We start from the raw sequence: 22719 nt of genomic DNA on the forward strand, positions 1-22719 counted from the left end.
CAGTATGTTGGCATCGTATACCAATTGGATTTTAAAATCGAAGCGTTCTTTAGGTTGGCTTGTTTTGAGGCAGTAAAAAGCCAGCCGATAAATCATTATCAAAGCTGGCTTGGTGTTCACATCGGACAAGACTGCTCTATTTACCACCTTGGACTAAGCAGCTTGTTTTTTCACCTTAGACCATACTGGTTTAGCGACCTCGACCATCTACCATTACGATGATGGTTTTAGAAATGATGCTCAGATCAGCGGCAATCCAAGACTTAACAGAACATAGGCTCAGTGCATAACTGTGGTCAAAACCCACTTTACGACGTACATCATCAATGCAGGTGTCGTAACCTTGATTCACTTGTGCAAGCCCAGTAATACCAGGCATTACACCGTAAGTACGGTCTGCGAAGTAAGGGATTTCGTTCTCTAGTTTGGTGTAAAAAGTAGGGCGTTCAGGGCGTGGGCCAATTAGAGACATTTCACCTTTCAATACATTGATCAGTTGTGGTAGCTCATCAAGACGTGTCTTTCTCAAAAAGCGGCCAACGGGCGTGATTCGTGGGTCATTCGCGGTAGCCCAAACGGCGCCAGAGCGAGTTTCTGCATCTTCGTACATGCTACGGAATTTCATGATCTCAAAGATTTCCATTTTCTCCGGTGTCGATTTACCAACACGCATTTGACGGTAGAAAATAGGGCCACGAGAAGTGAGTGCAATCGCCATCGCAATCAACGGAAATACGGGCGCTAGCAAAATCAAAGCAATCAGTGAGCTTACGAAATCGAAAGTACGTTTAGCACGCGAGATTTTGTATTGGTATAGGTTTTGGGTAGATAGCTGTTCAATGTTCATCATAATAAGTCCTTAATGATTCGCTCGTGTCCAAGGTGAGTTTTCTAGTCCGATTAGGTAACGAATGCCACCAATGAAGTTGGCATAGTGTCCAACTATCAAATAAGAGATTAATGAAATAGGTTTGTTTACTAGACGCTTTGGCAAGATGCAGCCAAGGACGCCAATGGTATAAACGGCAACTTGAGCCCATAACAGCGCTTCAAATACCAAGTAGTTGCTAAGTAAGATTGAGCACACTAAGCACACAATCATTAAATATGGAGTGAGTAGGCGAAGTCCTTTTCCTGAGAAGAACGCAAACGCGATGCCTTTGAACTTCGGGCTGAACAAACCAAACAATCGAATTGCTTGTTGCATGTTGCCCGCTGAAATACGAAGTCTTCTTTTGAAGTCTGTTTCTAGGTTCGATTCTTCTAGCTCTAACGCCACCATTTGAGTTTCGTATTCTGCGATGTAACCTTGTTTAACGATTTGCATCGGTAAGATGAAATCATCATTAATAGTGTTGTGTGGAAGTAGTTCAAACAGGTGTGTTCTAAACAAGTAGAACGCGCCATGAGAACCCAAGCTAGAACCTAATGAAGCCTCTGACTCTTTAACGGCGGTTTGGTACTGCCAGTAGATGTTTTCGCCTTCGTTGCCTGTTGGACAAAGCTGATAGGTCGCGTTCACTACGCCAACCTTGTCACTTTCAAAATGAGCGGCAGCTATAAGCAACGCATCCAATGAAACAAGAGCAGAAACATCACTCATCGCTGTAATATCACTGGTTATACGTGTCACTTCTTCATTAACAACCGCGACTTTACCTCGGTTTACTTGATGGTCATGTATCTCAAAATAAACATCACTGCACATCGCTTCTTGGATGGTCATTTGTGCAATTGCGACTGTGTTATCGGTACAACCATCGCAAGCGATAATCACTTCCAACTTCTTTTTTGGGTAATCGAGTGAAGCAAGGTTACGAATCTTGTCTGCGATCCACTGTTCTTCGTTAAATGCAGGAACAAGAACGGTGATGGTCGGCAACGTGCAATCTTGCTGTTCCTCTTTGTAGCAACGATGACTCTCTTCAACTTTGCGTGCGGGGTGGCTTTTCGCGTACCAGCGCAGTAGCAAAGGGTAGGCTGCGTGATGATAGACAATCAACGCGCCTGAAAACAAACAAAGTCCCGCAAGTAACCAATCAATCATGCGTAAGCTCCTTTTGAGATATCGTTGTAAGACGAAACCATTTTGATGATGTCGAAGTTCTCAAGAACGTAGTGTCGAGGTGATAAAAAGCGTTCATTTTGATTCTCTAACAAGGCATTGGCTAATCCCGTGATACTGCCTTTTTTAACGAGTGTTCCGCTTATAGGGCACAAGGTTTCATCGACGGCACCAACGTCCATTGCGACGGTTGGAATATTGCATGCTTGAGCTTCGAGTGTAGAAAGCGGCAGACCTTCGTGGCGTGAAGGTAGGCAGAAGATATCCAACGCTCCGTAAAACGTGGTCATGTCTTCAACCAAGCCAAGAAAGATCACTCGGTCACTCAGATTCAACCGGCTAGTCAGTTGCTCTAGTTGATTTCGCTTCGTACCGCCGCCAGCCAATACGACAACCATGTTTTCAGGTAAAAGAGTCAGTGCTTTAATAAGTTGGTCTTGGCCTTTCACATGTTCTAGTCGACCTGCACAACCGATGATGTGTTTGTCTGTCGGCAGGTTTAGACTTGCTCTCGCATGTTCTTTCGACATTGGCTTAAACTTCTCGCAATCCACGCCGTTTTTGATGGTAATGATGTTCTCATAAGAAAAAGCAGTGCGTAGTTGGTTATAAACACGTGTCGCGTCGGCAACTAACGTTGGTTGAGCAGCTTTTAAAGCAAGCGCTTGTAATCGACGACGTTTGTTGTTGTTCAGATGCCAAGCGTCATGTTCGGTATGGATTCGAGTTGGAACCCCTGTTACGCGAGCGGCATAACCAGCGTATAATAGTGGGCCAATATGATGGGTATGAACCACATCAGGGCGAATCGCATTGAAGGCTTTAATTAGCTTAATAATGATATTGAATTGTACGCCTGGTGCTTTATCCAAAAAGACGATTTGCTCTTTGTGTGGCTCTAGCTTCGGCCAGTTGTTTATAGACTCTTGTTTTGTACCCTCTAAACTGACAATCAACACTTGGTCTGTTGGTTTAGCAAGGCGCAGTAAATCCAGAGTTAAGGTTTCTAATCCACCCGGTGCAAGGTGCTGAACAACGTGTATGATCTTTTTGCCATGCTTCGTTAAATGCGTATTCATAGTTTGGACCCTGCCTTTATAATTCTTGTTTCGCCTTTCTGACGTTTCTATTGAAGTAAATTCTTTAAAACGTTTAGCTACACAATGAGATTGCAGGAGTTGTGCCAATTAAATAACCTATATTTTTCAATTGCTTAGATTATTCAATTCTAGGGCAGTTTTCATTTCTCAAAATGGGAGTCAAAACAAAATACGATTGAATGGCAGTTTGAATCATAGGGCTTGGGTAAATCGAAAGTAGCATTAGAACTTGGGGCTTTAAACAAACAAAACGCCAAGCGAGTGTTGGCGTTTTGCTCTAGGAAGCAAGAAGCTAGAAAGCTGTGAAGCTAGCAAGTCAAAAATGGCTTTGAGGCTGACTAGCTCATTTTAGGGATCACCGTTATCACAGGGACACCCAGGATATCTTCGATTTCGTCTTTGCGTTTGATCGAAGAATCAAACAGTTCAAACAACACAGCTAAGCCAACACCCAATCCGATACCTGCAACGAATCCAGCCAGAATAAAGACAAAAGTCGGCATGTTAGATTTGATACTCGGTGTGAAAGGCAAATCAATAATCTTCACACGTTTGTTTTGCTCGAATACACCAAGCGAACCCGTTAGCTGAGCCATTTCATAACGCTCTGTCAGTTCATCATATAGTTGACGTTTGATTTCAACTTGACGTTTAAGGCGGTACACCTCTTTTGCATTTTCGCCGAAGTTATTCGCCTTGTGTTCTAATTCGAAAATCATAGTACGAAGGCTTTTGGTCTCTTCGGTTAAAGACTCAAAGCGAGCACGAACCAGCTGTAGGCTGTGTAATTGAGTGACCAGAAGAGGTTGGGTATCAGAAAGTTTGTTCAGTGTCGTGCTACTTGCGATGTCCCAAAGCTGGTCGCTGTTCATCGTTGGCTGGGTTACCTCGAGCAAACTCTTACGTTCATTCTCTAGTCTGTCTAACTCACGCACTTTAGCTTGCACAGCACTGTGTTTATCTGTGTATTTTGCTTGTAACAAGGTTAGATCGCTTCGAATGTCGATGATCTGGTCTTCTAATTTACCTATCACAGGGTTGGTTCGTGAAAGTTGTTGGTCGATTGACCCTAAACTTTTTTCGACACCCGATAACTCAGCCTCTTTTTCTGCCAGTGTTTGTTTGAGTGACGCTAAGCGATTCAAACTTTGACTTTGTACCTCCGGTGTCGACTGGACGTTTTCGTTCATGTACAAGGCTAAAGCTTCTTCCGCTTCTTCAAGTTCCACACTCCGTTTGTCGATATGAATTTTTAAGAAGTTACTTGAGTCTTCAATCGATGAACGTTCCGGCGCGAGCAACTGTTCAATGAAATGTTCACTTACCGAGCGCAGCGTCGCTTCCATTCCATTTGGTGTGTTGGAGGTTAAGCTTATCTTTAGAAAGTCTTTCCCAAGCTGAGTCACCGATAAACGCTGAGACAGGTCAGTAATGATCTCTTGTTTCTCAATTTCAGGCATATCTGGTGTGGTTAATTGCAGTTCATCAGCGACCGAGTAAAGCACATGTCGACTGTGAAGCAGTGTTCTCAATGCGTTAAGTCGGTCTTTGAGCATGGTAGAAACGGCGATGTCTTCCAAGAATGGATTCATCTTGGCAGTTTCTTGAATCAACATACTGGTATGCGCGTCATATTTAGTTGGAGCCAACTTGCTCACACCAAAGCCTACAAATGGCAAAATAAGCATTGGAAGAACGATAACGTAGCGTTGGCGCCACATCGCATTGATGATAACTAATAACCGCAATTTCAGATTATTCATAATAGCTCCAACATCCAATGTACGAAGTTACCACGGTTTTGCCAGCTCTCTTGTTCGACGACAGAGATTGGTGAATTGCTCAGTTGACGTGCATGATCAAGCGCCCAAATCATTTGGTTGGCACTGCCGACCGTGGTTACGTGCTCTTGGTATGGAACCAAAGCAGGGAACGGTGTTGTGATAATGGGTGTGCCTGCCGCAAGGTATTCCATTAGTTTGAGTGGGCTACAAGCTCGGATCTGCTCGTTATCAACAAACGGCAACAAGCTCACATCCCAGTGTTTAGAATAGCTTGGTAGCGTGTGGTGTGGACGAGGGCCAAGGTAATGAACGTTACTTAACTTAGGCAGCATGAGCGTATCAAGCTCGTTTGGGCCAATGAAAACAAAGTCCCATTCCGGCATCGCATTCGCAACTTGACCAATCATTTCATAATCAAGCCATTTAGAAAGGCTGCCATAAAAACCAGCAATAGGGCGGTGGTTGCTTGGTAAATCTTTCGCTCTTGGTGCGGGTGTTGAAAATAGGTCTACGTCGACACCATGTGGTAGCAAGTGCGCTTTATGCTTTGGAAATTTATCCATCAATTTTTTGCTAGCCGCGAAGATAAGCGTAGATTTTTCGATTAGCTCTGATTCGTGCTGTGCAACGGTGTCATGATCAACACCAGCCAGCGCGCTAAAATCATCACCGCAGTAATAAACCACAGATGACTCGCCTAAGTGTCCGCACAAATCAACAGCGGTCGGAAGAGAAGTCCATAGGATAGGCGCGTTAAGATTAAGCTCCGCAATAACCGGTTTTAGTTGGTGCAACATCATTTGCTGAGCCAACTTTCTAGAAAATTTAGAAGCAGGCGCAGGGATTGTCTTTAAGTTAACGATAGTAATGTTGTCGTGTCCCTCAGAGTCGAGCATGTTTTGAGTAACGGCTTTGGTTTTGCCAAACAATTTGTTGAACGCTCGGCTTACATCTTTGGCGGACAGCTTCGGTTGTCTTAAGCCAATAGAGTTGACCCATAAGACTTTGTGTTGCTTAGCAAGGTGACGAACTAAATGTTGAGTCGATGAAGGTAGTCCACCAAAGTCTTCACCAAATACGATTAAATCACGCATGGTCACCTCCATGAGTCTCTAACGAATCGAATACGTCAGACTCTGTTACTTCTACAGACTTGATTTGGCCAACCACTCGAGCAGGATTACCGCCTGCGATTGAAAAGGCCGGGATATTCTTTGTTACTACGCTGCCTGCGGCTATTACGGCACCTTCGCCGATGGTTACGCCACCTTTAACCGTCACATTCGTGCCCAGCCATACATCGGGTTCAAGAATGATGTCACCGATTTGCTGAGGGTCATCGCCTTCACCTAGCGCTCGGCGTTTTGCATCAAGCGGGTGCCCGGAGTATCCAAATAGGAAAGCACCGCCTGCGATTCGTACGTTGTCAGAGATAACGACTTTACCGCCAACAGCGATAGTCGACTGCCAACCAATGTCGACATTGTTACCAATCGACAATAGTGGGTGTTCCAAACCTTCAAGTGGTTGAGTACAACCAGAGAATGTCGTGTGGCCAGAGATACGGCAGTTATCGCCAATCGAAATTTGTACCGGACCACTGACGAAAGGTAGACCACCATACAAATACAGGCGTTTGCCACATTGAGCCACACGACCTTTGAAAGCCGGAGTCCAGTAGAAGAATCGCGTAAAGCCAGAAAACAAATTCACCACTAGCTTGTGCGCTTGATATAGGCAACGATTAAGTATTTGAGGGGTAGGCAGCTCTGCGCTTCTGATGTCTTTCAAAATGAAAAACACATTTCTAATTCGAGAATTAGGATGAAACTTAAGCCAATGTTTGAATTGATGTATAGATACTGACGTCATAATGAAAATCCTCTATTTTGTTATATAGAAGTACTTTCATATACTGTGCCATTTAATAAACTTAATATTTTCAACAGGTTAAAATATAGCTTTTAGGTATTCTCATTTTGACAGGCAGTTTGAGATACGTTTGAGACGCAAACTGTGAGTGCTGCTAGGATATAAATCGGCCAGTTAAAGCCTTGAGTCAAAAATGTACCCGACACGATAGTTCCAATCAGACCTGCATAGATCGCATAGGCGACCGCATTAAGCTCGGGTGCGATTTCTGTGGTCGAGTTTTTTAATCTCGCTAGCGTAGAGCGAGAGGTTTTGATCAAAGAAACGATAAGGCAGACAAAAATGATAAGACCAATAAAGCCTGTTTCTGCTAACACACCAAACCAAGTACTGTGAACGGCGTGATTCAGTCCGTCCCAGTGCGAACTATAAAAGAAGTAATTCGAGAAGAAGTTGTTCAACCCTACACCAGTCAGTGGATTTTCAACTGCCATTTTTACTGCCGCTTCCCAAGCATAGATTCGACCCATTGCAGATTCATCGATACCTTGTTCAGCTGCACCACCAGAAGATCTGTCTGAGATACCAGCAACTAAATAGAGCACCACGGCCGCGACAGATCCTACCGAGATTAACAGGACTTTAGAGCGCACTAGCTTCCACGCAAAAATACCAATCACCGCAATACACCCCAGTAGTCCGCCACGGCTTTGAGTGGCAATAATGGCGGCGAGCAGTAACAGACAAACTAAGGCACTGATTAAACGTTTGGTTCGTGAGATGCCAGACGTTGTGGCTTGGCTTATCGTAAAGGCGAGTGGGAACATCAGTACCAGTGCTAGGTCGTTCGGGTCACCTAACATAGAGCCAAAGTCGCGGCCAATTGTCACGCGTGAGCCCTCGACAAGCCCAATACCATTTACTGAGTTGTACACGGCAATAGAGCTGATTAAAGCGCCAGCGTAGATAATCGTCATCGCGGTTTTTGCGAGATTTTCAGTGGTGTTTACTAGCCAAGTAATCGCAAGCGTCATCACGATAATTTTCCAATAAACGCCCTTGAATTCTGCTAGTGCTATTGGCCTGTTGGACGCGAAGATAATACCAATGAAAACCAATACCCAAAATATGGCGAGCCAATTTAAACAAGGGTGCCAGAAGATTTTAAGCTCTTTACTAATTAATGCATGCCAGAGCAAAGCTGACAGTGCTCCTAGTGAAAGCATCAGCGGTATTTTTAACGAATAGAGCTGAGGTACGGCTTCGTGAATTCGGAAAAATGAAAAGACAACGAACAATAGAACTAACCAGAATGTCTTGTTTAACACGAATAACCCGGCTAATGGCACAAGAGCGAGCGCCACAATGACAGCAGGGTGAGGCACAAAGTACCAAACAACACCAAGCCCAACACACAAGGTGCTGATCGTGATGATGACTGGCAATCTATTGGCTTCAGGGTTGACCATTGTGACCTCTATTGGCAAATAAACTCTTTAGGACTCGGCTCGCAATCTTTTTAGACGTAGTTACGCCTGATGTTAAAGATTGCAAAGTGAGTGCCAGTTATGCATTTTGTTTAACTTATTGATTTAATGTTGGATTATTAAGTGAGGGCGTAGCCTTGAGGTAAGTTTTGTCATTTTGAGAATCAGTATAAAACTGACTATAGTACTTAAATCATCAAGCCCAAATAACCAGTTGTCTACTAAGACGAGTATTAACGGTCGAGTTGATAGATTTGCAACAACTGCGGGACAACGGCTTGTGGAGAGTATTGGTTTTTCACGGTTTCTATCGCGTGACTCTTGAGAGAGTCACGTTGCTCGCTCGTCAATGACATCCACAAAGATAAAAATTGTTCTAGCTCAGCTTCTGAATTTGCAAGGTAGCCGTTAACTTGATGCTCGATGAGTTGAGGCAAGTTACCAACTGAGGTGGCGAGAACGGGAATGCCACGAATCATGGCTTCTAATGCCGCCATAGGTAAGCCTTCAAAGCGAGAAGGGATGATTAACAGATCGATTTGGCTCCAGACGTCGTCCATATTGCTCTGATGCCCATGAAAGGTCACATTATCAGGCTGCGATTTAACTAAGATGTCCATTTCTGGTCCGTCACCAAAAAGCTCAAACCGAACATCAGGAAACTGTTTGGCTAATGCAACAAATCGATCAGGCGCTTTTTCATGGCTCAATCGCCCCACAAAACCAACATGGAATGGGCTTGATGAACGGGAGTTTGTTAACCCAGTTGGGACTTTAACAAAGTTATTCAATTGATGGGTTTGACTCGGCACTTTCGCTTTAATCATTTCACTGACCACGAGCGACTGATCAGAAAGAAAACTGCTGTAACGGTCGAGCCAATCATAAAGCCATACTTTGCCTGTTGGGGTTTCACCTGCGTGATAAGTGGTGATTTGCTTTGTGTTGTTGAAACGAGGCGGAAGCTTGATTAACTTGCTGACCAAACTGGCTTTGTAACCATGAGCATGGATAAGCCTTGGTTGATAATGTTGAACTGCACGTTTCAGCTGTGTCGCGCTATTGCCATTTGAATCTGCAGAACATGAGGCTAAATCGGAGAGGTAACTAAAAGGGATGTTTAGCGCATTCAACTTTTCAACGATGATCGCTTCAGGATTAAACTTAGTCAAAAGAACGATACGAACAGCCTCTGAATACCGAGCGCTTTCCGATATCAGGCCTTGTGCTAATTCTAAAACATGCGTTTCTATGCCTCCAAAAGTTTGGCTGTCGATCAACAGCCAAATCTCATGAAGGTTTATGTCGAGTGCACCTTGGTTAGGCTTGATTGTACTCATCTTCCGATTCCCAAGCCTGTTTCTTACGATAAACAGTAGAAGGGCTAAGTTCTAACAGCACAGCAGCGTTTAACACATTCCCATCGCAATGATTGATAGCATGTTGAATGGCTTCACGTTCTATTTGCCACATTGGACGAATAGCACCGTCGCTTGTGGTAAATGCAGGCGTCATCGGCTCGTTGTGAGTTTGAGCAGCTGACGATTGTTCCAACTCTTCCGGAGTAATCGGTGGCAACTTAGCTTCTGGTGCTTCAACAACAGCAGGTTGGGGCGCAGTTACTCGAATTGGTGTCACTGATTTCGAGGTTGGAGCTGCATCTACTTTATTAATCGGAGGCGGTAACATGTCTTTAGTCACGCTCGTTTCATTGTTCAACACCACGATGTTACGGATGATGTTTTGCAACTGACGCACGTTGCCTGGCCAAGCATAGCGTTTAAGTAGATTCTGCGTTTCTTTGTCTATTGATTTAAATTTCTTCTTGTCTTGCTTCGCGTACAGCTTCAAGAAGTGATTGCAAAGAGTGACAATGTCACTTCCTCGTTCACGAAGCGGTGGCATCTCGATAGGCACAACGTGAACACGATAGTAAAGGTCTTCTCTAAAGCGTCCTTCTTCTACCTCAACAAGTGGATCGCGGTTGGTCGCACAGATAATTCTGACGTCCACTTTAATCTCGCGGTTGCCACCGAGTGGGGTAAACGTGCCGGTTTGCAAAAATCGGAGGAGCTTCTTCTGCATCTCCAGTTCCATTTCACAAAGCTCATCGAGAAATAGGGTACCGCCATGCGCTTGCATTGCTGCACCTTTCCGGTCGGTTGTCGCACCGGTAAACGCACCTTTAACGTGACCGAAGATTTCACTCTCCATTAGGTCTCGAGGGATAGCACCACAGTTAATAGCCACGAAAGGTTTACCATTACGCTGACTCTCTTGGTGAATCGCTTCCGCGCACACTTCTTTACCCGTACCACTTTCGCCGTTAATAAACACGCTGGCAGTGGTTGGTGCTACCGAATCAATGATCTTGTAAACCGCCTGCATGGGTAGACAAGAGCCAATGAAATTATGAAAACGGTCACGATCGAATTTGCTTTGCATATTATCGACGAGGTTTTCGAGTTTCGCTCTTTTTAGATGCAAGCTAACAGAGGTCTTGAGTCGATCGGCTTGAATGGGTTTCTCTAAGAAGTCTTCTGCACCGCGTTGGATAAGGTCTACCGCGATGTTTACTGAGCCATGCGCTGTCGCGATGATAACTGCGGTCGGTATTTCGTTGGCAGTAATCCAATCCAAGACTTCTTCACCTGGCATGTCAGGAAGCTTAAGGTCGAGAATGACAAGCTGTGGAGAGTGCCTTTCAATGAAGGTCTTAGCTTCCGCGCCGGTTTCGACGTGGAAAATATCATAGGGCTCGTCTTTTACGTACTGCTTGTAGAGTACGGCGAGTGAGGTGGAGTCTTCAACTAACAATACCTTAGGGCGCATTGTGTATTCCTTTTGAAACTTTATCCTAACCAATCAATAACATAGTGATATGCAACCATCAATACGAGTCTTGTGTATTTGTTATCTACCGCATGCAATCTTTTAAGATGCGGCCGGTATAACTTCACGCATTGCTGTCCATGATGGAGCATCATCTTATGGCGACTATATTAATAACCACTGTTTTGAGTTTTTAATCTGCTACCGATAATGAGTATGCAAAGCTAGCTGAAGCCTGCCTCTTTCCTTTCAAGCAAGGCTTTTATTGAACGCTCTGCGAGCTCTAGTAATTCATCAATTTGTCGAAATGCCGCATCATGACTCTGTTCTAAGCATTGCTTTTCTAAAGCTCGAGCGAGCTCACCCAAAGGGCGATTACCTAATGAAAGCGCTGTGCTGCCGAGAGTGTGGACCTCGAACTCAAGTGTTTGAGCGTCTTTCTGCGTGACAGCCTCTTTTATGGCGACCAAGCGAGTTTGTGATTCTTCGACATAATGGTCGATCAAGATAGGGATAATGTCCGCACTGGTATCGCGAATCATTTGCTCCAGAACGCTTTCATCGACAAGCTCGCTCACTTGTTGTGAGTTTAGATTTGTAGCTGCGTCTGACGCTAGAGTAGAATTCATCAAACTAAGTCCTTTTGTTGAGCTTAATATCTGTTGGTACTATTAAGTTCTAGTCATTTTCTAGAATAATTTCAACTGGTTGCCGTACAAATAGCGCATTGTTTTGCATCTCGTTCATCTTGCTACTGGCTTTGTGACAAACCTAACGGACTGATTTAATTTTGTTTTCTCTTATGAAATATAAACTTAGGTGCCTATAAAGCCTAAGATGCGGGTAGATCTCAGGATAGAACGAGGCCAATACAAATAAAAAAGACCACTGCAGTAAATTAACAGCAGTGGTCTTAGAGCGGTTTATTTAGTTTAGGTTAATCTAAATAGCGAGAATCCAAACAATGATAATTTAAACAGCCGTACTTTAAATTACGAAAAGTAGAACTACGAAGCTTTATCAATCTTTGGCTTTGGGTCGGCTTCTACTTCTTCCTCGCTACTTTCTGAGAAGATATCAGCAACAGCGCTTCTCTCTAATTCACCTTTTAGATTACCGTCTTCATCAACAACTGGAAGAGAGTAGTCACAAGACATAGTGTCTGGTAGCACTTCTTCAATCACCGCATCGGGTAAGATGGCAGGGACTTCTTCGTATATCTCGTCACTAAAGTCATGCACCGATGAATCTTCAACGGCGTCTTGTAGGCTCTCTTGTGTGACTAGCCCTTGATAGCCGTCATCCGTTACGTGATAAGCGTAATCGTTTTTCAGCATCTTCATTTGTGCCAGAGCACCTTCAATCGTTTCTGATGTGATTCGATAGAGAGGAGGCTGCATAACGGTTTCAACGGTCAATGCACGAGCGCGGTTTACGTCTTTCACGAACGCTTCCACGTAATCATCGGCTGGATTTAGCAGAATCTCATGTGGTGTGCCTTGTTGTACTAACTCGCCGTCTTTCAAAATTGCGATTCTATCGCCTAGGCGGAGTGCTTCGTCCAGATCATGAGTGATGAAAACAATCGTCTTATGAAGCTTCTCTTGAAGTTCGATAAGCTGATCTTGCATTTCACTTCGAATCAAAGGGTCGAGTGCCGAAAAGGCTTCATCCATTAACAAGATTTCAGCGTTAGTACACAGAGCGCGAGAAAGGCCAACACGTTGTTGCTGACCACCTGAAAGTTGCGCTGGGTATTGCTTGCCGTAACCTTTTAAGCCCACGGTTTCTAACCATTCGTTGGCTTTCGCTAAACGGTCTTCTTTTTTGATGCCTTGTACTTCCAACCCGTACGCAACGTTTTCAACCACAGTGCGATGAGGCATTAAGCCAAAGCGTTGGAATACCATCGACATTTTATGACGACGGAACTCTTCTAACTGTTTAGTGTTGAGGCTCATCACATCAATGCCTTCAACCATGATTTTACCTTGAGTCGGGTCAATCAAACGGTTGAAGTGGCGAATTAGCGTCGATTTACCCGAGCCAGAAAGCCCCATGATAACGAAGATTTCACCACGGTTAATCTCAAGGTTGATCTCTTTCAAACCAACGGTATGACCCGTATCCGCAAGAATCTGATCTTTGTGTTCGCCGTTTTGAACTCGGTTCATAACAGACATTGGTTTCGGTCCAAACACCTTGTATAGACCACTAATCTCAATCAATGGTTTAGTCATGCTTGAGTCCTCCTAAATGCGCATTAGTTCTTCTTGCGTACGCTTGTGAAGCGCGGTCAAAAAGGATTGCGAGGGCAACGATGGCGAAACCATTCATCAAACCTAATGTGAAGTACTGGTTAGTAATCGATTTAAGAACCGGTTGTCCTAGGCCTTTAACACCAATCATGGATGCGATAACAACCATAGACAGTGCCATCATGATGGTTTGGTTGATACCCGCCATGATCGTTGGCATTGCTAAAGGAAGTTGAACACCCCATAAGCGTTGCTTTTTGCTCGCACCAAAAGCGGTAGCGGCTTCAAGGACTTCTTTATCGACTAGGCGTATGCCTAGGTTAGTTAAACGAATCACAGGTGGAATCGCGTAGATAACCACGGCGATTAGCCCTGGAATCTTACCGATGCCGAGTAGCATTACCACTGGAATCAAGTAAACGAATGCAGGCATGGTTTGCATGATATCGAGCATCGGCGTAACGATAGATTGCGCTCGATTTGAACGAGCCATCGCAATGCCAATCGGAATGCCTAAGAATATTGAAACCAAGGTACACACAGTAATGATACTGAGCGTCCGCATGGTGTCTTCCCACATTCCAAAGTAACCAATGAGAAGTAGAGAAACAACACAACCTAAAGCCAGTTTCCAAGAACGACTTGCCGCGTAGACAAGACTGGTACACACGGCAAGGACAATAATCCAAGGTGTTGAGATAAGGAGTTTTTCAAACCAAACAAGGAATGAAAGAAGGGGGTCAAAGAGAGATTCAATCATTTCGCCGTATTCACGGGAAAATTCACGGTATGCGCCATCTAGCGTCTTTTTTATGGTTCGTAAATCACCGCGTTCCATCTCTGGAAAGCTTGATAACCAATTGCTGTCAGCCATTTTATATCCTTATAGTTCGGAGCCACTTGTCCATGCGATAAGAAAATCGCTAATGAAAGGGCTCCGAATCATGAATAACATCAAGTATAGCGACGTTATTTCTGTTTTATTGTTGAAGCGTAATTACTTGTTTTTAAATCAAGATCTTACAGCTCTGCTTCAACTTTCTTAGCCACTTCTTCAGAAACCCATGGGTGCCATACTTCTGGGAATTCACTTAAGAAATGCAGACTCGCTTCTTCGCCATCAGCTTGGTTGTCTTCCATCCAAGCAAGTAGCGAGTTCATTTTGTCGTTTGTGAAACCACGTTTAGTAAAGTAGTCGTACGCTTCAGGAGCACGTGACGCAAAACTTTCAGTGGTAATCGTGTGAACAGGTGAAGGCGGATACATGGTCGCTTTTGGCGATTCACAATCTTCTTTGGTGGTACAGTTAAGGAACTCTTCCTCATTAACGCCACTGCCAAAGTCGACTTTAACCATGTCGTATTTACCTAGCACAGCGGTCGGTGCCCAGTAGTAACCAAACCAAGCTTCTTCACGTTCATAAGCTTTTGCGATAGAGCCAGATAAGCCGGCACTCGAGCCTGGATCAACAATCGTGAAACCACTGTTTTCTAGCTCAAGAGCATTAAACAGGTTTCCGGCGCTGATCTGACAGTTCCAGCCTGCAGGGCAGCTGTAGAATGCAGATGTATCTGGGTCTTCAGGGTGTTTGAATAAGCTAGCGTTCTTGCGTACGCCTTCGATGGTTGCCATTTCAGGGTATTGTTTAACTAGGTAAGCCGGAACCCAAAAGCCTTCTTCACCGCCGTTCACAAGTGCTTTACCTGCGTAGCGAAGACGTTTTTCTTCAACACCTTTATCTAATGCGTCTTTTAAGCTGTTGCTCCAAAGTTCAGGTGCAACATCAGGCTGGCCTTTTTCGATCATAGACGTGCCTGTTGGCATAGTGTCGCCAGGGATAAGTTCAGCATCACACCCATAACCATGTTCAAGGATGAATTGGTCGATATTGGCGATCAGTGTTGCAGAGTTCCAGTTCATATCTGCGATTGTTACGCTGCCACATTCTCCAGCGTTAGCATTACCGCTGGCTGCTGCTACTAACAAAAATACGGAGCTTAACTTGTATTTCATATTGAGTTTCCTTTCTCTTTAATAATACAACTAAGGTAACCAAGGTAAATTGATTATCTAAATTGCTCGACGGTGATCCTTTCCGTGTATTTGAACCATTTGAGCAGAAGGAGGGATGGGTGAAGTTTGAATAGATAAACGTGCAAAGTCAGTGAAGTGTGATTTGCCAATTCATCCACTGTGTTTCAACAGCCATCGGATAACTTTGTCAAACTATTACAAATTCGTCAAAAACCACCTCTATTTATAATCTTAGGGAATAATCGTACGAATTCCATCTTTGATGCGTTTTACATGGCACTTTAACAGTCTGTGTCACATTACCGCTAAAGTTAGGCGTGGGGCTGTTGATTTTTGAAGGGATTTAAAGGTGCTAAGACCATGATTGACGTGTGTGAAATGCGTTGAATGGTTTTTAAAATCTTATTTTTAATAATAATTTCGCCAAAAACACCCAATTTGGTTTTTATTTATTCAGAGCTGTCGGGGCTTGAATTCTAATACGATTGGCGGCTGTCATGGTTTAATGACAGCCAGAAAGTAGCAAAAGAAAGTTACATCGGAAGGTTCAAAAACTCATTTTGATACAGCTTGTTTGCCAAGCTATCGCGAAACTTAGCGGGGATGAATTTCATTCGATTGATTTGTCTGACCAACTCTTGTGCAAAGCTAGGTTTTTGTTTCATGTTCATCACGCAGCCCATTAGATTGATACTTTGTGCATCAAGCAGCTTTTTCGCTTGTTCTAGGTGGTGACTCGACGTTTCACCATAAGCGACAACCATTAGTGTGCTTTCACAAGCACTCGCCACAGACTGCGCCGGAATGTTTCCTTTGTTTATGTTGAGAAGCGGTGAGGTATCAATGATGACTCTGTCGTATTTCTCTAACCATTTGTTGACCACTTTTTGTAACGTTGTCGGATCTTTATAAGCCAATTGCGTTGAAGCAACTTGTGGAGCAGGGACACCGATAAATGTACGCTGAGATTCAACATGTTCAATCAATTGACCTTGCTGATTATCTTCTAGCATATTCAAATCTTTGAAAGCAGGGTTGAATAAGTTGAGATCAACATAAAGCGTAGAATGACCCGCAAGAAGAAAACGCTCGGCTAATGCGGTTGCAATAGATGTTACGCCGTCACCTGAATGGCAGGCGGTGACGCATATTGATTTTTGGCCGTTAAGTTCAGAAGCTAAATACAGTTGCTCGACTTCGGCATGGGTCGCTGAAATAGTCATTATAAAGCTCCTATTAATACGATGGTCGTGGTGATACGCAGTATGTCATCAAGTCCGACTCGTGCTTTCTCAATAAAACTTTCGCGACGGTCTGGAATGTAAATCGTGTCACCGGCGCGCAGCACCGGCAGGTTGTAAATGTTCGCCGTTTTGCTGAATTCAACAAGGTCAAAAGTACGAGCCTGACCTTGGCAACAAGACATATTGACGATGGTAATTTTCTCTACGTAAGCATTGTCGGTAGGGCCTGCAGCTTCTGCCAGAATATCTAGAATGGTCATGTTGTCGTTGAATACATAACGCCCTGGGTTGTTAATCGCACCAAGCACACGAACGGTTTCTTCTTTCGGTGTATCTAACCAGTTTTTGCCTTTCTCTGGGATGTAAATCGTGTCGCCAGTGGTTACGTTTGGCAGTAACGATTCGTCACCGGTTTCGAAGTACAATGATAAGTTAAGTTTGCTTACTTGCGAATAGGTTTTGTCACGATGCGTTACTCGAACATTGTGGATGTCGGCATCCTTTGTTGGGCCATCAGCCGCTGACAAGATATCAAGGAAGTGCATGTCTTTGGTGAAGCGGTAACGACCAGGCGCATTCACTTGTCCAAAGATGTAGATCGAAGCATCAGAGCTTTGACGAACCCATTGTGATTTATTGTCTGAAGGATCTTGTGGCAAGTCGTGAACACGCACGATAGAGCCCGCTCGAATTTGTGGCATTTGGTCACGTGGCGCACCATTTCGAATAAAATCATCAAGGTTAAACACAACTAGCTTTCTACCAGTAACAACCTCGATTTTCGATGTGTCAGCGCGTAGCGTAGGGCCACCGACGTGTGCCAATAATCCCATGAAATTCATTTCATCTGACCATTCAATACGACCAGGTCGATTCACCTCACCAATCACGTTAACTGCTCTGTCTGGCGTGATTTTCAACCAAGACTTCTCGTTCATGTCGGTTTTCTCGGGAACGAAAATCGCGTCACCCGCTTTGATGCTAGGAGGGTTAGAGTTAGGTAAGCCTTCAGTGTAAGCCGCTAAATCGAATTTAAGCACTCTGCCATCTGCTTTGATGACACGGATTTGTCGTGACTCTGCAAATCGAGTTGGGCCGCCCGCATTAGCCAAGATATCCATAAAGGTCGCGTCTCTTTTGCCTTCAAAAGCACCAGGGGCTGCGACTTCGCCCATTACGTAAACCATGTTTGCACCGGATTTGATCTCTTCTTCTTGCTTGGGAACGAAAATGGTCGCACCCGGGCGTAAAATTGGAAGCAGACTTTCGTCACCAGAATCTAAGTAACGTTTTAGGTTGAATAGCGTTGGGGTGTTGTTCGAAATCACTCGGATTTGCTCAACACTGGCATAACGAGTTACGCCGCCCGAACGCATAAGTACGTCGACAAGGTCGGTGTTCTCTTTGTAAGTGAACGAGCCCGGTGCGTTTACCTCACCAAACACTTTGATGGAGTTACGAGAGTCTGCACTGTCGCCTGAGTTAGCAAGCTTTGCTGCATCGAACTCTTGTTCAATGTTACCGACTAATGGAGAAGCTGGAACGAATAGTGAATCCAGTGATTGAAGAGTAGGTAATGCTGACTCGTCTCCTGAATCAAGGAATCGTTTGTAGTTAAACTCTTTCTTATCTGCGCCTCGCTTTAGAATCAGCTTATCCAGTTGCGCGCCCGGGCGTAAACCACCCGCAGCGTAAAGTGCCATTTGGATGCTAGAACCTAATGCGAGCGTGTATTCGCCAGGCTGTTCTACATAACCTTGCACATAGATGATGATTTGCTGCTCTTTTACATACACTGACGCGTTCGAAAGGTCTTTATAAGCGGTTGCCAGCGACTCTAGAACGACTTTGTTAAGCTGTTCGCTGTCGTAACCCGCAACAAACACAGCGCCTACTTCTGGAAGAGTAATACGGCCACGCTTATCCACTTGGAACCCCGTGTTTAAGGTACTTTCACCGGGTACGTTAACTTGGATAAGGTCACCGACTTGAACCGCGTCTGAAAACTCGTCGTTAGCATTGACAACATTCGCAAAGCATAACGATAGGGTGATGATAAAAGCGATTAAGGATCTCATATTCCACCTCCCATTTTCTCGGCATTCTTAGGCGAGATAATTTCAATACTTACTCGGCGGTTCGTTAAACGCGTACCGTCAGATTCACCTTCAAAAAGAGGAACGGTTTCGCCAACAGAGACGGCTTTGATTCGTTGAGCGCCTAGTCCAAAAATAGTCAGGTAGCGTTCGACTTGTTTCGCTCGTCCAAGTGCTAACTTGTCGTTGTATTCTTCGGCACCCGTTGCATCGGCATGGCCGGTAACAACAAGGTCTAAGGATTTGTGTTCTTTAAGTAAAGTGGTCGCCTCGGCCAGTCTTCCCATATATTTAGGATTTACTTCAGTCGAGTTTTCCGCAAATTGGTTGTCAACATTAAGTAGGTCATACAACTGTTCGATAACTGACAGTTGCATTCTAAATTGAGTTTCATTTTTTGGTGGCTCACAACGGGCTTGTGAAGTTACGTAATCCAGTTGTACCTCAAGTTCATTTAGGCGTTTTCTTTGGATCACTAAGTCGTTGGCTGCATCCAGTAGTAGGCCGCCTTGAAGTTCACGAGCAATACGATTTTGCTTTTCGATTGCTTGAACAACAGCAGCGGGGAAACACCAACGGGCACCTTCTTGGATCAAAGCATCAAGGTGCAATTTAGCGAGCTGCCAATCAAAGCGTAATCCATGTTCTGGACCAAGAGGCTCGTCTGGCATGACAGGAGAAAAGTCTGAGTTTTGATAGTTAATAGAATCGTAACTTTCAGCCAAACCCCCTGTGCCTTGTTCAGGATAGCTAGTACAACCACCCAGAACGAGAGCGGACAGAGAAAGGGCTATGTAGTTTTTCAGTATTTTCATGCCAACGTCCTATGTTTCTAATTTTTCTTATTATTTTTTGTTACTTCTAGCTTAGTGGGTCTTCATGAATTTGCAGGATTTTTTGAATTTACTGGGATAGCATGACCAATACGTAGTAGGTTCATAATTTCAAGAGGCTGACCAGTTACGTTTTCAAGTCGCATGTTACGTTCACGCTCAGTCAGACGTTTGAACATATAAACAATCGCGCCAACACCAGATGAATCTAAAAACTCAACTTGGCTAAAATCAACTTCGATCTCAGGGTGACCATCGTTAGAAATCACATCATCGATGTCGGTTTGTGCATCACGACTGCCTGCTGCATCCAAATCACCGAAGATAGAAAGCGTCAGTGTCGTTGTATTCAAATCAATCTTACGTAGTTCCATAACGATATCTCCTTTTAAGTATGTATTGACAATTGCACTGAATGTGCCAACTTTTATGTTGTTATTTTTCAATGAGTTATATTTAGTGCGAATTCCCATCTCATATTGAGAAAAGACGTTTCTCAATATGAGAACTAAAAACGGCGGAACATATGAGAGTTATAAGTCATTAATTTAATGAATAAATGCAAAGGTTAGATAAGGTTGATGAGTGGATCGCATCTTCTGGCAAAGATTGTCTAACTGGGTGTTAGAGCGCTTAGGATTAAAGACATTTGTTGACCACTACAGATATTAATATGGAGCAGATGATGAGATTAACCAAACTGGCTTTAGCCACTCTATGGGCGTGTTCGCTTTCATCTCATTCATCCTATTTACCGCCCGACCATTTGGTGCTTGCAAACTCTTACCAGCAAGGCATAGATGTTTCTGAATACTGGAAGAGTGAAAAACTTGATGGGATTCGCGCTCTATGGGATGGACAACACCTTTATACACGCAATGGCAATCGCATTTACTCACCCAAGTGGTTTACTGAAAACTTGCCTAAGGTCCATCTCGAAGGGGAGTTGTGGGCAGGAAGGGGCAAGTTCCATCTCGTTCAATCTACCGTTCTCGACCATACGCCGAGTGACACTGCATGGCAGAAAATCGATTTCATGCTGTTTGATATGCCCGGCGCCGCAGGAGATTATCAAAAGCGCTATTACAACATTTTGCATTGGGTAAGCGTGATTGGAGAATCTCATGTCAGCTACATAGAACATGTACCAATTCACAGTGAAGAGGCTTTATTTCATCAACTTGATAATGTCGATGAGCGTAATGGCGAAGGTTTGATGCTTAGAAAGATCACCAGTCGTTATCAAGCAGGCCGAAGTAATGATTTGTTAAAACTGAAAAGGCATCATGATGCCGAAGCCACGGTTATTGGCTACAAGGGTGGGACAGGGAAGTATAAAGGGATGATGGGTTCAATCTTGGTTCACACAGAAGAGGGTGTGGAATTTTATATAGGCAGCGGATTCAGTGACCAAATGAGACTCGCGCCGCCAGAGATCGGCAGCCGTATTACCTTTCGCTACAATGGTTTTACTCAAAACGGAAAACCCAAGTTTGCGCGCTTTGTTCGAGAGAAGAGTGAATATTAAGGCAGATACGATCTACCTGACCATTAAACGAAAAAGAGCCCTGAAAATCAGAGCTCTTTTTTGTATTCGAAATCAGATAGACCGACTTAGCGAGTACGAATCTAGCGAGAACTAAATTCTAACTGAACGTCATCGTCCTGCTTGTGCATCCAGTGTAGACGCATACCTAGCATAATCGCTGCGGATGTGAGACCGACGATGAAACCAATCCAGAAGCCGTGCGCACCCATAGGTTCAACAATCCAATCTTTCATACCCAAGATGTAGCCGATAGGAAGACCAAGCAACCAGTAAGCCACAAAGGTGATGTTGAAGATTGAACGCATGTCTTTGTAGCCACGCAGAGCACCCGCCGCGATAACTTGGATGGCGTCAGTACATTGATAAACCGCCGCGAACAACAGCAACTGCATTGCAACGGTAATTACCGCGGTGTTCTTTGTGTAAAGTAATGCAACCTGTTCTCTGAACAGGACCGTTAACGCCGCTGTCATTAAGGCTGTCACTAAACCAACAATGATACCCACGTGTGTCGCGATCTTCGCACCTTCGGTGTTGTTTTCGCCCAACTTATGCCCGACACGAATACTCACGGCTGCACCGATACTCATTGGAATCATGAAAACCAGCGAAGAGAAGTTGATCGCGACTTGGTGAGCGGCAACAATCAATGAACCTAATGGTGCAACTAACAGAGAAACCACCGCGAACAGGGTTACCTCGAAGAAGATAGCGGCCGCCACTGGGAAACCAAGTCTAAACAGACGAATTTGAGCTTTAAGTTGCGGCTTATGGAACGTACCGAAAATATTGATTTTCGCCAAACGCTTTGATGTTAAAACGTAAGCGAACAGCAGTGCAAACATCACCCAATATACGATAGCCGTTGCAACGCCACAGCCAACACCGCCCAGAGCAGGAGCACCAAGTTTTCCGTATACGAACATCCAGTTAAGCGGGATGTTTAATAGTAAGCCAATAAAACCAATCACCATCGCAGGCTTAGTTAAAGACATACCATCGGTAAAGCTTCGCAATGTTTGGAACAATAAAAATGCGGGTACAGCAAACATCACCGCATTCATATAGCCGATGGTCTTTTCTGCCATGAGTTGTTCAATGTCCATCCACTCCAATATCAATTGCGTCTGGAACAGTACGCCAATGATTGGAAGGGAAATGACGAGTGCTAAAAACGCACCTTGTTGAATCTCAAATGGAATTTTCACTTGTCGACCAGAACCATTCAGTTGTGCAACGACAGGAACCAACGCCATCAATAGACCGACACCAAATAAGATTGATGGTAGCCAGATACTTGCTGCAATAGAAACCGCTGCCATATCGATAGCACTTACGCCACCGGCCATTACGGTATCAACAAAACCCATCCCAGTTTGTGCAACAGATGCGATCAATACTGGGGTCGCAAGTTTGATTAGATTCGAGGATTCTTCTTTGTAACGATGCACAAACAACTCCAAATAAGAGGGAAAATTAGAATAATAGTGTAGGAAAGGACATTCTGAAGGAATCAGAGACAATGATCTTAAGCTTCCACTGGACGAATCATAAAGAAATGTCAC

Annotated in this window: 19 protein-coding genes; 1 reads left to right on the forward strand and 18 read right to left on the reverse strand. The window is 44.2% G+C overall.

Annotation, left to right across the window (positions count from 1 at the left end; genetic code table 11):
* Positions 1–190: 190 nt before the first annotated feature.
* The 17 genes from OCV19_RS08060 to OCV19_RS08140 all read right to left on the reverse strand — a co-directional run bounded on the left by OCV19_RS08060 (position 191) and on the right by OCV19_RS08140 (position 19979).
* On the reverse strand, positions 191–850 hold the full coding sequence (locus OCV19_RS08060) for a sugar transferase (RefSeq protein WP_048611091.1): 660 nt from the start codon (positions 848–850) through the stop codon (positions 191–193).
* A 9-nt stretch (positions 851–859) separates the two neighbouring features.
* The gene (locus OCV19_RS08065) at positions 860–2047 is read right to left on the reverse strand and encodes a glycosyltransferase family 2 protein (protein WP_065677458.1); all 1188 of its coding nucleotides are present in this window, start codon (positions 2045–2047) and stop codon (positions 860–862) included.
* Complete coding sequence (locus OCV19_RS08070; protein WP_065677459.1) at positions 2044–3144, reverse strand: glycosyltransferase; 1101 nt, start codon at positions 3142–3144, stop codon at positions 2044–2046. Before OCV19_RS08070 ends, OCV19_RS08065 begins: the two co-directional genes overlap by 4 nt.
* A gap of 359 nt (positions 3145–3503) precedes the next feature.
* On the reverse strand, positions 3504–4928 hold the full coding sequence (locus OCV19_RS08075) for a GumC family protein (RefSeq protein WP_065677460.1): 1425 nt from the start codon (positions 4926–4928) through the stop codon (positions 3504–3506).
* The gene (locus OCV19_RS08080; RefSeq protein WP_065677461.1) at positions 4925–6043 is read right to left on the reverse strand and encodes a glycosyltransferase; all 1119 of its coding nucleotides are present in this window, start codon (positions 6041–6043) and stop codon (positions 4925–4927) included. Before OCV19_RS08080 ends, OCV19_RS08075 begins: the two co-directional genes overlap by 4 nt.
* A complete protein-coding gene (locus OCV19_RS08085) occupies positions 6036–6821 on the reverse strand; it encodes an acyltransferase (protein WP_065677462.1) in 786 nt (261 codons plus the stop codon). Before OCV19_RS08085 ends, OCV19_RS08080 begins: the two co-directional genes overlap by 8 nt.
* A 92-nt stretch (positions 6822–6913) precedes the next feature.
* On the reverse strand, positions 6914–8290 hold the full coding sequence (locus tag OCV19_RS08090) for an O-antigen ligase family protein (protein ID WP_065677463.1): 1377 nt from the start codon (positions 8288–8290) through the stop codon (positions 6914–6916).
* Positions 8291–8541: 251 nt separating this feature from the next.
* On the reverse strand, positions 8542–9648 hold the full coding sequence (locus tag OCV19_RS08095) for a glycosyltransferase family 4 protein (RefSeq protein WP_065677464.1): 1107 nt from the start codon (positions 9646–9648) through the stop codon (positions 8542–8544).
* Complete coding sequence (locus OCV19_RS08100; RefSeq protein ID WP_065677465.1) at positions 9629–11140, reverse strand: sigma-54-dependent transcriptional regulator; 1512 nt, start codon at positions 11138–11140, stop codon at positions 9629–9631. The genes OCV19_RS08095 and OCV19_RS08100 overlap by 20 nt, the downstream gene beginning before the upstream one ends.
* Before the next feature lie 224 nt (positions 11141–11364).
* A complete protein-coding gene (locus tag OCV19_RS08105; RefSeq protein ID WP_065677466.1) occupies positions 11365–11769 on the reverse strand; it encodes an Hpt domain-containing protein in 405 nt (134 codons plus the stop codon).
* Between the two features lie 378 nt (positions 11770–12147).
* Positions 12148–13380, reverse strand: coding sequence for a quaternary amine ABC transporter ATP-binding protein (locus tag OCV19_RS08110; RefSeq protein WP_017059590.1), 1233 nt, complete (start codon positions 13378–13380; stop codon positions 12148–12150).
* Positions 13373–14272, reverse strand: a complete 900-nt coding sequence (locus tag OCV19_RS08115; protein WP_050645132.1) for an ABC transporter permease — start codon at positions 14270–14272, stop codon at positions 13373–13375. Before OCV19_RS08115 ends, OCV19_RS08110 begins: the two co-directional genes overlap by 8 nt.
* A 146-nt stretch (positions 14273–14418) precedes the next feature.
* Complete coding sequence (locus OCV19_RS08120) at positions 14419–15411, reverse strand: ABC transporter substrate-binding protein (protein WP_017063893.1); 993 nt, start codon at positions 15409–15411, stop codon at positions 14419–14421.
* Between the two features lie 554 nt (positions 15412–15965).
* Positions 15966–16655: a P-loop NTPase family protein gene (locus OCV19_RS08125; protein ID WP_065677467.1), complete on the reverse strand. Its 690-nt coding sequence runs from the start codon at positions 16653–16655 to the stop codon at positions 15966–15968.
* Positions 16655–18754 (reverse strand): SLBB domain-containing protein, encoded by a 2100-nt coding sequence (locus OCV19_RS08130; RefSeq protein ID WP_086738320.1) that lies wholly within the window; start codon positions 18752–18754, stop codon positions 16655–16657. Before OCV19_RS08130 ends, OCV19_RS08125 begins: the two co-directional genes overlap by 1 nt.
* A complete protein-coding gene (locus OCV19_RS08135) occupies positions 18751–19587 on the reverse strand; it encodes an OmpA family protein (RefSeq protein ID WP_065677469.1) in 837 nt (278 codons plus the stop codon). Before OCV19_RS08135 ends, OCV19_RS08130 begins: the two co-directional genes overlap by 4 nt.
* Positions 19588–19649: 62 nt before the next feature.
* A complete protein-coding gene (locus OCV19_RS08140) occupies positions 19650–19979 on the reverse strand; it encodes an STAS domain-containing protein (RefSeq protein WP_050621341.1) in 330 nt (109 codons plus the stop codon).
* A gap of 275 nt (positions 19980–20254) precedes the next feature.
* On the opposite strand from OCV19_RS08140, the gene OCV19_RS08145 reads away from it, so the two are divergent.
* The gene (locus OCV19_RS08145) at positions 20255–21133 is read left to right on the forward strand and encodes a DNA ligase (protein WP_442478167.1); all 879 of its coding nucleotides are present in this window, start codon (positions 20255–20257) and stop codon (positions 21131–21133) included.
* Between the two features lie 101 nt (positions 21134–21234).
* Here OCV19_RS08145 and OCV19_RS08150 read toward each other — a convergent pair whose 3' ends face one another.
* The gene (locus OCV19_RS08150) at positions 21235–22605 is read right to left on the reverse strand and encodes an MATE family efflux transporter (protein ID WP_065677471.1); all 1371 of its coding nucleotides are present in this window, start codon (positions 22603–22605) and stop codon (positions 21235–21237) included.
* Positions 22606–22719 lie beyond the last annotated feature (114 nt).

Origin of the sequence: Vibrio celticus, assembly GCF_024347335.1 — a bacterium.
GTDB lineage: Bacteria > Pseudomonadota > Gammaproteobacteria > Enterobacterales > Vibrionaceae > Vibrio > Vibrio celticus.

Excerpts from the sequence above, each read along its gene's own strand:
- OCV19_RS08140 (WP_050621341.1), bottom strand. The coding sequence starts at position 19,979 with ATGGAACTACGTAAGATTGATTTGAATACAACGACACTGACGCTTTCT.
- OCV19_RS08120 (WP_017063893.1), bottom strand. The coding sequence starts at position 15,411 with ATGAAATACAAGTTAAGCTCCGTATTTTTGTTAGTAGCAGCAGCCAGC.
- OCV19_RS08095 (WP_065677464.1), bottom strand. The coding sequence starts at position 9,648 with ATGAGTACAATCAAGCCTAACCAAGGTGCACTCGACATAAACCTTCAT.
- OCV19_RS08110 (WP_017059590.1), bottom strand. The coding sequence starts at position 13,380 with ATGACTAAACCATTGATTGAGATTAGTGGTCTATACAAGGTGTTTGGA.
- OCV19_RS08060 (WP_048611091.1), bottom strand. The coding sequence starts at position 850 with ATGATGAACATTGAACAGCTATCTACCCAAAACCTATACCAATACAAA.
- OCV19_RS08115 (WP_050645132.1), bottom strand. The coding sequence starts at position 14,272 with ATGGCTGACAGCAATTGGTTATCAAGCTTTCCAGAGATGGAACGCGGT.
- OCV19_RS08085 (WP_065677462.1), bottom strand. The coding sequence starts at position 6,821 with ATGACGTCAGTATCTATACATCAATTCAAACATTGGCTTAAGTTTCAT.
- OCV19_RS08135 (WP_065677469.1), bottom strand. The coding sequence starts at position 19,587 with ATGAAAATACTGAAAAACTACATAGCCCTTTCTCTGTCCGCTCTCGTT.
- OCV19_RS08130 (WP_086738320.1), bottom strand. The coding sequence starts at position 18,754 with ATGAGATCCTTAATCGCTTTTATCATCACCCTATCGTTATGCTTTGCG.
- OCV19_RS08080 (WP_065677461.1), bottom strand. The coding sequence starts at position 6,043 with ATGCGTGATTTAATCGTATTTGGTGAAGACTTTGGTGGACTACCTTCA.
- OCV19_RS08070 (WP_065677459.1), bottom strand. The coding sequence starts at position 3,144 with ATGAATACGCATTTAACGAAGCATGGCAAAAAGATCATACACGTTGTT.
- OCV19_RS08125 (WP_065677467.1), bottom strand. The coding sequence starts at position 16,655 with ATGACTATTTCAGCGACCCATGCCGAAGTCGAGCAACTGTATTTAGCT.
- OCV19_RS08105 (WP_065677466.1), bottom strand. The coding sequence starts at position 11,769 with ATGAATTCTACTCTAGCGTCAGACGCAGCTACAAATCTAAACTCACAA.
- OCV19_RS08075 (WP_065677460.1), bottom strand. The coding sequence starts at position 4,928 with ATGAATAATCTGAAATTGCGGTTATTAGTTATCATCAATGCGATGTGG.
- OCV19_RS08090 (WP_065677463.1), bottom strand. The coding sequence starts at position 8,290 with ATGGTCAACCCTGAAGCCAATAGATTGCCAGTCATCATCACGATCAGC.
- OCV19_RS08065 (WP_065677458.1), bottom strand. The coding sequence starts at position 2,047 with ATGATTGATTGGTTACTTGCGGGACTTTGTTTGTTTTCAGGCGCGTTG.
- OCV19_RS08100 (WP_065677465.1), bottom strand. The coding sequence starts at position 11,140 with ATGCGCCCTAAGGTATTGTTAGTTGAAGACTCCACCTCACTCGCCGTA.